The following is a 12623-nucleotide window of genomic DNA, read 5'->3' on the forward strand; positions in this document are numbered from 1 at the left end:
TGATACGTATTCGTATCGCGAGCGCAAATTTAGATAATTGCCTCTTACGCACCAAACAAATTAATTCTATTTTTCCTGACAAAGCTCAACCAGCACTCCGTTACCATCTTTAGGATGCATAAATGCTACTATTTTATTATCGGCGCCTTGCTTTGGATTCTCATTTAGCAACCTGAAACCTTCAGATTTTAAACGGATTATCTCCTTTTCAATATCGTCTACCAGAAAGGCCATGTGATGTATACCCTCTCCCCGCTTCTCCAGAAATTTTGCAATCGGGCTATCATCCCTGGTAGCCGCAAGTAATTCGATCTTATTATCACCAATCTTAAAAAAAGAAGTATTTACACCTTCCCCATCTACCTCTTCGGTTTTGTAGTGCTCTGCACCTAAGATCGCTTTGTAAGTTCGGTTAGCTGCTTCCAGATCTTTTACCGCAATACCTATATGTTCTATCTTTTTCATGAATTCACATTTTGAGTTACAAATATCTATATTTCAGCTTAGACTATTCAAATTCATACGAATGAAGAAGAATCACAGTTAAAAATTTTACTTTTGTAGCATGGAAGAAACAAACAGACAGAAGAAGATAGGTGGATTGTTGCAGAAGGACCTGGCAGACATTCTGCAAAACTCACTAAGAGAAAGCGGGCGTACAGGAATTTTGATCTCAGTTTCAAAAGTTCGGGTAACTACAGATCTCTCGATCGCAAAAGCGTATGTTAGCATTTTTCCTTCTAAACACCAGGAGGAAGTCATTGAGGAAATCAATGAGAATAAGTATAAGATCAAGCATGAAATGGCGCAGCGAACCAGGCATCAGCTAAGAAAAATGCCCGATCTTAGTTTCTTTGTAGATGATTCTCTGGAATATATCGACGGAATTGAAAAATCTATCAAAGGAAAAGAGGATCCTGTATCCAATCCAGATCTATTAGACAAGAGGAAAAAATCTTAAGTTGAAGTTCCCACTCTATATTGCCAAACGCTACCTGTTCACTAAGAGCAAGAGCAATGCGATCAATATCATTACTATTATCGCGGCAATTGGAGTTTTTGCGGGAGCATTTTCATTATTTATCGTCTTAAGCGGATTCTCAGGATTACGTGATTTCAGCCTTTCCTTTTCGAACGAATTCGATCCCGATCTCAAAGCCTTACCAGATACTGGAAAAATCATTCAGTTATCTGAGGAGCAGGAAGACAGGTTATTGAAAATCGAAGGGATCGAAGAGCTAACTCAGGTTATTGAGGAACGTGTCATTCTTAGCTATAAACAGAAGTCAAATCCTGCCTATATCAAAGGTGTGGACGCCAATTACCAGCAGGTTACCAAGATCGATAGTGCCATTGTTTTTGGCACATGGCTTACTAAAAGCGAGCCGCAGGTGGTTGTTGGAAACGGACTCTCCCGCCTGCTTGATATTGGTACTTTCAATTATCAGAATCTACTGAAGATCATGGTTCCCAAACCGGGAAAAGGACAGGTAACCATGACCAATATCCAGAATGCTTTTTCCACCCGGCAGACCATTGTTAGCGGGGTTTATAGCGTTAATGAAGAGCTGGATTCAAAATACGTTTTTACCAACATCAATTTTGCCCGTGATCTGCTAAGTATGCAGCCTGATGAAGTTACAGGCGTGGAATTTAAAATTTCTTCGGAAGCAGATCTCGACAGAATTTCAGAAGAGATTATTGCAGTACTGGGCGATAATGTACAGATCAAAACCCGTGAAGAATTGAATGATGCGCTGAACAAAATGCTAAATTCTGAAAACCTCTTTGTTTACCTTATTTTCACACTGGTACTTACTATCGCGTTATTTAATGTAGTAGGTTCTATTATAGTGATGATTCTGGATAAACGGGAAAATATGAAGACTCTGCACAGTCTTGGTGCTACTACCAGACAAATAAGAAATATCTTTTTTTACCAGGGGATGTTGATGACCGTTTTGGGCGGACTTTTAGGCCTTGGTTTTGCTATTGTCCTTATAATTTTACAAATGCAATTTGACCTGGTTATGATCACTCCAAGCCTGCCCTATCCTGTGCAAATGCGTGCGAAAAACGTCATTATCGTCGTAGCTACGATCTTTACTCTTGGTTTTATTGCTTCCTACATTGCGGCAGGAACTACCAGAAAAGCTTTAAAATAATTAAGCGAATTCGTAACCTGCGAACTCTTTCTCTACCTCATCAAAAACCTTAAATACGTCTACAGAATCATCACTGGTCACCATTTTCATACGATACTCCTTGAAATGCGGAATTCCTTTAAAATAGTTGGTATAATGGCGACGGGTTTCAAAGACACCCAGACGTTCTCCTTTCCAGTCGATAGACATCTGTAAATGTCGTCTGGCCGCGTCCACACGCTCTTCCAGCGTTGGAGGTGCCATGTGGTTTCCGGTCTCAAAATAATGCTTTACTTCCCGAAAAAACCACGGATATCCAATACTTGCACGACCAATCATTGCACCATCAAGTCCAAATTCATCACGCATTAGCATGGCTTTCTCTGGAGAATCCACATCACCATTTCCAAACACCGGAATATGCATACGAGGATTATTCTTTACCTGTGCAATTGGCTTCCAGTCGGCTTCGCCCTTGTACATTTGAGCTCTGGTTCGACCATGGATAGAAATAGCCTTGCAGCCTACATCCTGTAATCTTTCAGCCACCTCAAGGATCTTTATAGATTCGTGATCCCAACCCAAACGAGTCTTTACGGTAATTGGTAGATTGGTATGTTTCACCATGGCTTCGGTTAAAGAAACCATTAAATCCACATCTTTCAGAATTCCTGCTCCAGCGCCTTTGGAAACCACTTTTTTCACCGGGCATCCAAAGTTGATATCTATAATATCCGGTCCAGATTTTTCAACGATCTCAACAGACTGTAACATCGACTCCAGGTTGGCCCCGAATATCTGGATCCCAACTGGTCGTTCTTTTTCGTAAATATCAAGTTTCATGGTACTTTTCGCAGCATCGCGAATAAGTCCTTCAGAAGAAATAAATTCAGTATACACCACATCTGCGCCCTGCTCCTTGCATAATGCGCGAAATGGTGGATCACTTACATCTTCCATCGGTGCTAAGAGCAACGGGAAGTCTCCTACATCTATATTTCCAATTTTAGCCAAAGCCTTTCAGTTTTATGCTGCAAAATTAAGAAATAAACCGGAAGTAAAAATTATGGGTTTAATCGTTCTTCTGTTAAATCGAATTATGAAAAAAGTAGTAATAATTAACCATGAGTTGGTATTGAGGGTGGGCAAATTTTAGCAATTACTTTGCCGTTGGAGTCTTTATAGACACGACATTCCCTTGGTGTTAATAATGATGTCTGGAAATAACTAGCTGTTATTAAAAATGTAAAGGCAATTAAATAATTTCTCATGTTTATAAATTATTAGAATATAATTCAATGTACACATTTTTTCATTTACACAATCTTTTATTCTAGTCTATTAGCGAATTTCAAGATATTAATACCCAAACTTATCTAATATGATTTCTGTAAGGTATAATACGGGCTTTATTGTCTCTAAAACGGATAACCAAGCGTTATTTTCTTGGTGTTTAATGGTTCTTCTAAATTCAACTATATAAACCATACTGGAATCAAAGAAAATATTTTATAAATAAATATGGATACATATCTGGCACTTTCAATAATACTTATCACCTCGCTTTGATAAACTCTTCAGGGGAAATAAACCGGAAGTAAAAATTATGGTCTTAATCGTTCTCTTTCAGCTTCATCGATCGTGCGCTGATTGTCACTCAGCCTGAAGTTTCCGAAGTTATATTTAAACCCTATCTGGACATTCCTGTTTTCAGAAAAAGAAAAGAAACTGTTGCTCTGGTTCAAATATTCTGAAGTAAGGCGGGTGTTCGTAGAATTAAATATATCGTTCACATTTAAACTTAGCTCTGCCCGGTTGTCCCATAAGGTCTTTCTTAAACCAATGCTTACAGTGGTCATTGGCTCCAGATTGTAAGATCCGGATAAATAATCTGAAAGATATTGCGCAAACAAAGTTCCCTCAAAAGTACCATCCTGCGACAAAGTAAAGATATTATAAACGTATGCCTGAACACCTTCAGCATCTATCGTTACCTCAGCATTATTACTCTCCAGGGCAAGCAAGGTATTTTCCATACGGAATAGCGAAGTAAAGAATTGTGCATACCAGAAATTTGTGATAGAAAGACCGTATGTAATATCAACTCCGTAGGATTTCGAATCCAGCAAATTCTGATTTACATTACGAATGGTAAGGTTTTGATTATCCTGAAATACCAGGGTTTCCGGAGCTTCCCCAAGATCCTTATAATAGAAATCAAAGAACCATGCATTATTTAATGTATAGTTCAAATTGAAGTTATTACTAATGGACGCGATAAGATTCGGGTTTCCAGCGTTGAAATTTGTCTCATTCAGGAAGTATCTGAATGGATTCAGACTTTCGTACCGTGGTCGTTGAATTCTACGGCTATAATCCAACGTGAAACTATGATTGTCTGAAGCTCGATATTGCAGGTATGCCGTTGGAAACAATTCAAAGTATTCGCGATCATTGATAGTTTCAACACTCATGCTTTCCCCTGTTCTATCGGTATATTCCCCTCGAAGTCCTAATTTACCACTCCATTTCGTCCAGTCGTGACTTACAGAAAGATATGCGGCATAAATATTTTCGTCATATAAAAATACATCTCCCAGATCATCATACAGCGATTCTAAACGTCGCTCATTCATGTACTCGATCCCGCTTTCAGATTCTATAGACGAAAATTTGAGTCCGCTTTCAAAAGCAGATTCCCCGATCGTCGTGGAATAATCTGCCTGTGCAGTATATATATCAACAATCTGGCTGGCATCGGTTTCGAATTCAAGTGCATCCAGACGTTGACCCTGGGGATCAAAATATTGAGAAAAGACAGTTTGCTCACGATCCTGATCAAACCTTGTATAATGCGCTTTTAATGAAAGGTCTCCTCCATTATCAAAAGAGGTGGTATAATCAAGGTTTAATGCAACGTTATTCTGATCCGTAAAAACTCCGGAATCTGTTACCAATGTTGAATCAAGTGCTCCGGAAGCATTTCTCATCTCGGTCATTACATCATTATCAAATTCACGGTTTGGTGAGAAATTGGCATTCACAGAAAAGTTAAGATTGCTCTTTTCTGAAAGTTCAAAATCTATTATCGCATTGGCATTATGTGCCTGGCTTATAGTTTCCCTTGTGAAATCTGTGTTCCACCTGGAAAAGGGCTGCCCATCCTGTATGAAATTGATATAGGAATCGTCGTTCTTATAATCCTTACGCGGACTAAAATTGTAATTCGCGAATACATTCACCTTATCACCCTGGAAATAATGACTGGTCCCAATCTTGTATTTTGAATAGATCGCCTGGGTATAAGTTCCTTCTACACTTCCTTTGTAACCCGGAGTAATACTTTTACTAGTGGTGATATTAAGGATCGCTCCACCTTCAGCATCATATTTTGCTGGAGGATTTGTAATGATCTCAATGGATTTTATGTTTTCTGCGGAATAAGACTCCAGTAAGGTCTGCAATTCTGAAGCAGATAAATAGATCTTGCGATCATTCAAATATACCTGAACCGCTGCATTTCGAACCATTAATTGTCCCTGATTATCGATCACACCCGGCGATTTCTTTAGAATATCCCAGGTATTTCCAGAGGATAAGGTAGAGTTTTCCACATCAAAAACGATACGATCCACTTCCCTGCTAATTCTTGGCTTTCTGGCTTGAATCGTTACCTCATCAAGATCTCCTGAAGATGGTGCAACTTTAAAGGTTTTAAGGTTGGTGTCTCCTTTTACCCTTATCTTTTTCAGCAGGTCTTCATAACCAACGTAGGTTATTTTTAAAACGTAATTATCGTCCTTGATATCCTTCAGCAAAAAGCTTCCATCCTCTTCACTTACCGTTCCTTTAACGACAGAAACTGAATCCTGGGCATTTAAAAGAATAACATTCGCGTAGGGAAGGGCTTCGTTATTAAGGTCGGTTAACTTTCCTGAAAGTTCATTTTGTGAAAATACCAGCGTACTTAAAAAGCAAAGGAAAATGCCTAGAAATGTTCTAATATTCATTGTTGGTTAGTTCGATTTGTTTGGTAACAAAGGCAAATATAGCTTTTATCAGTTTTTAACCAAGAAAAAGCTTTTATATCGACCTGAAGCTAAATTAATTAGCAATTGTTCAACAAATCAGCCTAAATACTTCATAAAGTACTGTTTCGTCTAAAATTACTTTGCGTTACCGTTATAAAAATCCTGTTTCTTCAAATATTTGAGTCCGTTGGATTGTTGATCAAGATATCTTTTAGTTCTCAGGTATCGACTTTTGTTGAATTCATCAAAATTTTCAGCTTTATCATCCACACTGCTAATATGAACATCTCCTGAGGAATGAATAAATTCATTATTACCTATCCACATTCCTACGTGTACAACTTTTTCCGAAGTAGAATCTGTTGCCGGTCTTCCAAAGAACAATAAATCCCCTACTTCCAGTTTGCTGAAATCTGATTGATCATCTACCAGCGTTCCTTCCTTAACCTGTTGAGAAGCATCCCTGGGAATAACCATGCCATTCATAAAATAGATCGTTTTGGTGAAACCACTACAATCCACACCTTTCGCCGAGGTGCCTCCCCATAAATAAGGTAATCCCATCAGTTTCTCTGAAACCCTCGTTAGACTTTCACCATCAGGTTCCAAATTCTGTAACCATTCCCCGTAGTTCTTCGCATCGTTTTTAAAAACATAGGCTTCGCGAGCATCGGGATATCTTACTTTATAAAAATCTCCTGAATCTTCCAGCAATTCCAGGACTGCACCGGTTACCAGATCTGTAACGGGATTAGAATCAAGATCAGGCTTGGCATAGGAACTCCCATAAGCTTTGGTGAAAATGATCTTTTCTGAAGTTTTCCAGTTATTAAAATTACTTTCGTTCATGGTCGTTATTCCTCCGTGGTCGACCCACGAAAGATAATCGTCTGGAGTTTGAATATAATACCATTCATCGGTTCGTTTCCAGATCTTTACAGGAGTTCCGAGTGTGGCCTGAGTCACCAGTTCAGAAGAATGCTTGCTATCTCCTCTTAAATTAGCTACCGAAACATCAATGATCCCGTAAAGCTTTTCTCCCAATGCTTCGGAAGGTAAAACCTGAATACTGTCTTTATAATTAACCCCTGCCGAATCAAGATCTGATAAAAGTCTATTTTTAGCTTCTTCTGAATTGGTTTCACCTTTGAGAATGATTCCGTTCCTATCTTCTTCCGCAGAAATATCAAAAAGTGCTACCCGTTTGTCTGGAGCAAATTCAGTTCTGGTTTGTTCTACGATTTCTTCGACCTGACTAGTTTTAGCCAATTCTTTTTTGGATTCTCCACAGGAAAGGAAGAAAATTGCTGCTAGAAAATATATTGTAGATCTGGTTTTCATAATTAAGATTTTATAAGATCAAGGATTTGAAGATCATATTGCTGCAAGCTACTTTGAGCTCCGGTGCGATCTACCGCAGTAATCCCTATTTTGATCAGTTTATTGTTGTCTTTATTCTGAATTGGGAGCGAATGCATATCCTGATCCTTATTCAAAATTTTGTAGTTCCAGCCACTATTTTCGTACTGGTAATATACCACCCACCTGAAGTGCTCCTCTAAACTGGAATTCTTTATAGTATATTCTGAAGCTGTTTTAGCTAGTTGGATCTGCGGAATTTCAGGAGTTTCAGAAGATAACCATGGACTTGCCGGCACCAAAGCATTTTGTTGATAAGGTCCGTTTTTTAAAGAATTTCTTAGTTTCTCACTTTTCATCAGCGGTCCAATGTTCCAGTGAACCACACCTGGGCTATCCGGAAGAATTCCCCGGGAGATCATGATCTGTGAGGCTATTTCACCTGGTGTTTCTTCATCCAGGGCAAGGTTAATTCCCGGCCAGAGATGTCTTCCCACTACATTTTCAGATTCCCACCAACCCAGTAAAACTGGAAAGCTCTGCCCTACTTTTGCCGTGGGCCAGTAGAGTTGCGGAGTAAAATAATCTATCCAGCCTTTATTCAGCCATAATTTAGCATCAGCATATAATTCTTCATACTGGTCCATTCCTTTGATACTTGCAGGAAAACCGGGTCTCCAGATCCCAAACGGACTAATCCCGAATTTTACGAAAGACTTTTCAGCTTTAATTTCACCGGCAATTCTTTCAATAAAATCATTGACACTTTTACGCCTCCAGTCGGCTCGGGAAAGTTCACCTCCACTACTCTGATATTTCTGGAAACTTACCTCATCCGGGAATCCGCTTTTACCATTATAAGAAGCATAGGGATAGAAATAATCGTCAAAGTGTACCGCATCAATATCGTAGCGTTCCACAATATCCATCACTACAGCAGCCGAATGTTCCTGCACCTTTTCACTTCCTGGATCCATCCACCACATTCCATTTTTCAGTTCCATTACGAGTTCAGGATTGGTCTTTACAATAGATTTTTCACCAATCTCTTTACCAGTGGTATGATGCGCCCGGTAAGGATTGAGCCAGACATGAAGTTCCAGACCTCTTAAATGAGCCTGTTCTATCCAGAATTCGAGCGGATCGTAATAGGGGTCTGGTGCCTTGCCACTTTTGCCAGTAAGAAAATAGGACCATGGCTCCAGTTCGCTTTGATATAGTGCATCAGCCTGCGGCCGAACCTGTAAAATGACCGCGTTGAAATTATTTTCTTCAAGAAAATCAAGCATTTCCAGGGCTTCTTTTTTCTGTACTTCAGTAGATAAACCTGCTTTACTCGGCCAGTTGATATTTGCAACCGTTGCGATCCAGGCTGCTCTAAATTCGGCAATATCCAGCGGTGCTTCAATAAACCTATTTTCCGTAATTTCTTCTGAAACTTCAGGACTTTCCATCTCCTTCTGAACCAGTGTATCTGTTGTCTCAGATTGCTTTTCAGCTACAGCAACATTTTTGGTGGATTTACAGGAATAGGCGAAAAACGCCAGAAGAATTAGCGATAAGGATTTATAATATTTTAAGGATTTGATCATTAACTATTCTGTTGAAAATTAGCGATCGCCAGTCTTACACTGCCATACTCTAATAATAATTTTTTTGCCTGTTCTTCGTCTATATGCAACTCATCCATGATCATCTGGGTGCCACGTCCCACCAGCTTTTTGTTAGATAACTGCATATCTACCATCTTATTTCCTTTGATCTTTCCTAACCTGATCATGGTAGAAGTTGTGATCATGTTCAACACCATTTTCTGTGCTGTCCCTGCTTTCATCCTGGTACTTCCCGTTACAAACTCGGGCCCGGTGATCACTTCTACTGGAAATTCCGAAGCATTTGCCAACGGACTTCCAGAGCTACAGGTAACACAACCCGTAATTATATTATTCTCTCTGGCTTTATCAATTCCGCCAATCACATAAGGGGTAGTTCCCGAAGCAGCGATTCCCACCAAAACATCTTTTTCAGAAATTTTATAATCCTGAAGATCTTTCCATGCCTGTTTCCGGTCATCTTCTGCATTTTCAACAGCATTTCTAAGGGCGGTATCTCCTCCGGCGATCAAACCGATCACGATCCCGGGGCTAACCCCAAAAGTGGGCGGACATTCTGAAGCGTCCAGAACTCCCAGCCGGCCACTCGTACCAGCTCCAATATAAAAAAGCCTTCCTCCTGCTCCTAGTTTTTCCACGATCCTGTCTACCAGAACTTCAATTGCCGGAATTACTTTTTGCACACTTTTAGCCACCGTTTGATCTTCCTTGTTGATATTCTTCAGAAGTTCTGCAGTATTCATCTTTTCGAGATGATCATAATTTGATGCCTTTTCAGTATCGGGTTTCAGGAAATCCATAGTCAGTTTTTTGATGCAATGCCTTTGTAGTATAGACTTCAGCAAAGAAATTTACAAGCTCTAAAATAGCATTATCGAATGCTTTCACACAGCTAAACAAACATAAACTTGAATTTTTATATAAGACTATTAATTCAATTATATTTGTAGTCTTAAAATTACCTGAATTTTTAGGCCTAAGGATACAAATACTGGAGATGAAGAACATTCGAAATTTTTGCATAATCGCGCATATCGATCACGGGAAAAGTACACTGGCAGATCGCCTGCTGGATTTTACCGGGACTGTAACCGAGCGTGAAAAACAGGAACAACTGCTGGACAGTATGGACCTTGAACGGGAGCGCGGGATCACTATTAAGTCTCATGCGATACAAATGGATTATGTTCATGAAGGTGAAGAATACACGCTAAACCTTATCGACACTCCCGGCCACGTGGATTTTTCTTATGAAGTATCCCGATCTATTGCCGCCTGTGAAGGTGCTTTACTGGTAGTGGATGCAGCTCAAAGCATTCAGGCTCAGACTATTTCGAATCTTTACCTTGCTCTTGAGAACGATCTTGAGATCATTCCGGTACTAAATAAAGTGGATCTCCCCAGTGCAAATCCCGAGGTGGTAACAGATGATATCGTGGATCTTTTAGGTTGCGATGCTTCAGATGTTATTCCCGCAAGTGCGAAAACAGGTATTGGGATCAAAGAGATTCTTGATGCTATTATTTCCAGAATTCCTGCTCCAACAGGAAAAGTGGACGCTCCACTTAGAGCATTGATTTTTGACTCTGTTTATAACCCATTTCGAGGTGTTGAAACTTATTTTAGAGTTATTAATGGATCTATCAGAAAAGGTGAAAAGATCAAGTTCGTTGCGACAAATAAAACATATGATGCCGATGAAGTGGGAACACTTCGTTTAAAACAATTCCCTCGAAAAGAGATCAAAACCGGAGATGTGGGTTACCTCATCACAGGTATTAAGGATGCTCGAGAGGTGAAAGTAGGTGATACGATTACCAGCGCCGTAAATCCAACTACAGAAGCTGTAGCAGGTTTTGAGGACGTGAAACCAATGGTTTTCGCCGGAATTTATCCTGTAGATACTGAAGATTATGAAGAATTGAGAGCTTCCATGGAGAAATTACAGCTGAACGATGCTTCGCTGGTTTTTACTCCTGAAAGTTCTGCAGCTTTAGGTTTTGGTTTCCGTTGTGGATTCCTTGGAATGTTACACCTGGAAATTATTCAGGAAAGACTGGAACGTGAGTTCGATATGACCGTGATCACAACGGTTCCTAACGTTTCTTACCAGGCTTACACCAATAAGAATCCAGATGAGGCTTTACTGGTAAATAATCCGTCTGACCTTCCTGAACCTTCCACATTGAACAGGGTTGAAGAACCATTTATCAAGGCTACGATCATTACAAAGTCTGATTATGTAGGGAATGTAATGTCTCTATGTATTGAAAAGCGTGGAGAAATTACCAACCAGACCTATCTTACTACAGAACGAGTTGAACTAACTTTCGACATGCCTTTGGCAGAGATCGTTTTCGACTTCTATGACAGGCTTAAAACTGTATCCAGAGGTTATGCATCTTTCGATTATTCTCCAATTGGAATGCGCCAGTCTAAACTTGTAAAAGTAGACGTACTTCTTAATGCGAATACAGTTGATGCACTTTCCGCATTATTACACGTAGATAATGCCTATGATATTGGAAAGAAAATGTGCGAGAAACTGAAGGAATTGATCCCAAGACAACAGTTCGACATTCCAATCCAGGCGGCAATTGGTGCGAAGATCATTGCCCGTGAAACGGTGAAAGCGCTTCGTAAGGATGTTACCGCAAAATGTTATGGTGGTGATATTTCCCGTAAACGTAAGCTTCTTGAAAAGCAGAAAAAAGGTAAAAAGAGAATGAGACAGGTTGGAAATGTTGAAATTCCTCAGGAAGCATTTATGGCGGTTCTTAAATTGAACGATTAGTCATAGCATTTTTATTGTTCTTATTTGGGCGTTCCGCCTTCCATGGTCGGCGGCGGGCTATTCGTTTTAGTTTTTGGTCGCTTTCGCTTCCAAAAAGCTACCACTGCTATCCCTAACGCAAAAAATAAACAGACCTCACAGGTTTCAAAACTTGTGAGGTCTTCTTCTTTTATGCATTCTGCTCCATTTTTTTAATTTTGTGATAAGGGATTTTTCGATAGAAAATCTATCGACTACAAACCAAAAACTACAGACTACAAATGGCTGGACATAGCAAATGGGCAAATATCAAGCATCGTAAAGGAGCTCAGGATAAGAAAAGAGCGAAGCAGTTCACCAGGGCGATCAAGGAGATCACAGTTGCCGTAAAAGAAGGCGGAGGACCAGATCCTGAAGCTAATCCCGCCTTGCGTAATGCCATCCAGAATGCCAAAGGCGTCAATATGCCCAAGGATACCATAGAACGTGCGATCAAGAAGGCTAGTGGCGCAGATGCCGATAATTATGAAATGGTCACTTTTGAAGGCTATGGACCAAATGGAATTGCCATTTTTGTAGAAGCTACCACAGATAATACCAATAGAACTGTAGCTTCAGTTCGTTCCATCTTCAGTAAAAATGGCGGAAGTCTAGGCACCAATGGTTCTCTGGAGTTTCTTTTCGATAAAAAGGGTGTTTTTGT

The 12623-nt window shown here is 39.8% G+C and carries 10 protein-coding genes; 4 read left to right on the forward strand and 6 right to left on the reverse strand.

The window, feature by feature from the left end; genetic code table 11:
* Positions 1–66 precede the first annotated feature (66 nt).
* Positions 67–465 (reverse strand): methylmalonyl-CoA epimerase, encoded by a 399-nt coding sequence (gene mce / locus ACNKXS_RS04480; protein ID WP_417919812.1) that lies wholly within the window; start codon positions 463–465, stop codon positions 67–69.
* Between the two features lie 100 nt (positions 466–565).
* Between mce and rbfA the strand changes: the two genes are divergently transcribed.
* Together rbfA and ACNKXS_RS04490 are read left to right on the forward strand one after the other, a co-directional pair.
* Complete coding sequence (gene rbfA / locus ACNKXS_RS04485; RefSeq protein ID WP_141876398.1) at positions 566–961, forward strand: 30S ribosome-binding factor RbfA; 396 nt, start codon at positions 566–568, stop codon at positions 959–961.
* Between the two features lies 1 nt (position 962).
* A complete protein-coding gene (locus tag ACNKXS_RS04490) occupies positions 963–2165 on the forward strand; it encodes an ABC transporter permease (RefSeq protein WP_417919813.1) in 1203 nt (400 codons plus the stop codon).
* Here the strand turns inward: ACNKXS_RS04490 and dusB are convergent, their stop codons facing one another.
* From dusB to murQ, 5 genes are all read right to left on the reverse strand, one after another.
* Positions 2166–3158, reverse strand: a complete 993-nt coding sequence (dusB, locus tag ACNKXS_RS04495; RefSeq protein ID WP_417919814.1) for a tRNA dihydrouridine synthase DusB — start codon at positions 3156–3158, stop codon at positions 2166–2168. It lies immediately after the preceding gene.
* 590 nt (positions 3159–3748) lie between these two features.
* On the reverse strand, positions 3749–6154 hold the full coding sequence (locus ACNKXS_RS04500; protein ID WP_417919815.1) for an outer membrane beta-barrel protein: 2406 nt from the start codon (positions 6152–6154) through the stop codon (positions 3749–3751).
* A gap of 156 nt (positions 6155–6310) precedes the next feature.
* Positions 6311–7516, reverse strand: a complete 1206-nt coding sequence (locus ACNKXS_RS04505; RefSeq protein ID WP_417919816.1) for an NlpC/P60 family protein — start codon at positions 7514–7516, stop codon at positions 6311–6313.
* A gap of 2 nt (positions 7517–7518) precedes the next feature.
* Positions 7519–9126 (reverse strand): glycoside hydrolase family 10-like protein, encoded by a 1608-nt coding sequence (locus ACNKXS_RS04510; protein WP_417919817.1) that lies wholly within the window; start codon positions 9124–9126, stop codon positions 7519–7521.
* On the reverse strand, positions 9126–9947 hold the full coding sequence (murQ, locus tag ACNKXS_RS04515; protein ID WP_417919818.1) for an N-acetylmuramic acid 6-phosphate etherase: 822 nt from the start codon (positions 9945–9947) through the stop codon (positions 9126–9128). Before murQ ends, ACNKXS_RS04510 begins: the two co-directional genes overlap by 1 nt.
* 197 nt (positions 9948–10144) lie before the next feature.
* Between murQ and lepA the strand changes: the two genes are divergently transcribed.
* The gene (gene lepA, locus ACNKXS_RS04520) at positions 10145–11941 is read left to right on the forward strand and encodes a translation elongation factor 4 (RefSeq protein WP_141876405.1); all 1797 of its coding nucleotides are present in this window, start codon (positions 10145–10147) and stop codon (positions 11939–11941) included.
* Positions 11942–12201: 260 nt separating this feature from the next.
* Positions 12202–12623 (forward strand): YebC/PmpR family DNA-binding transcriptional regulator (locus ACNKXS_RS04525; protein WP_417919819.1); only part of this gene is annotated, 422 nt, incomplete at its 3' end.

Origin of the sequence: Christiangramia marina (assembly GCF_048285865.1) — a bacterium.
GTDB classification, from domain to species: domain Bacteria; phylum Bacteroidota; class Bacteroidia; order Flavobacteriales; family Flavobacteriaceae; genus Christiangramia; species Christiangramia marina.

Bases quoted from the DNA above. Each gene is read 5' to 3' on its own strand.
- murQ (WP_417919818.1), bottom strand. From the start codon at position 9,947: ATGGATTTCCTGAAACCCGATACTGAAAAGGCATCAAATTATGATCAT.
- ACNKXS_RS04505 (WP_417919816.1), bottom strand. From the start codon at position 7,516: ATGAAAACCAGATCTACAATATATTTTCTAGCAGCAATTTTCTTCCTT.
- mce (WP_417919812.1), bottom strand. From the start codon at position 465: ATGAAAAAGATAGAACATATAGGTATTGCGGTAAAAGATCTGGAAGCA.
- ACNKXS_RS04510 (WP_417919817.1), bottom strand. From the start codon at position 9,126: ATGATCAAATCCTTAAAATATTATAAATCCTTATCGCTAATTCTTCTG.
- rbfA (WP_141876398.1), top strand. From the start codon at position 566: ATGGAAGAAACAAACAGACAGAAGAAGATAGGTGGATTGTTGCAGAAG.
- ACNKXS_RS04500 (WP_417919815.1), bottom strand. From the start codon at position 6,154: ATGAATATTAGAACATTTCTAGGCATTTTCCTTTGCTTTTTAAGTACG.
- lepA (WP_141876405.1), top strand. From the start codon at position 10,145: ATGAAGAACATTCGAAATTTTTGCATAATCGCGCATATCGATCACGGG.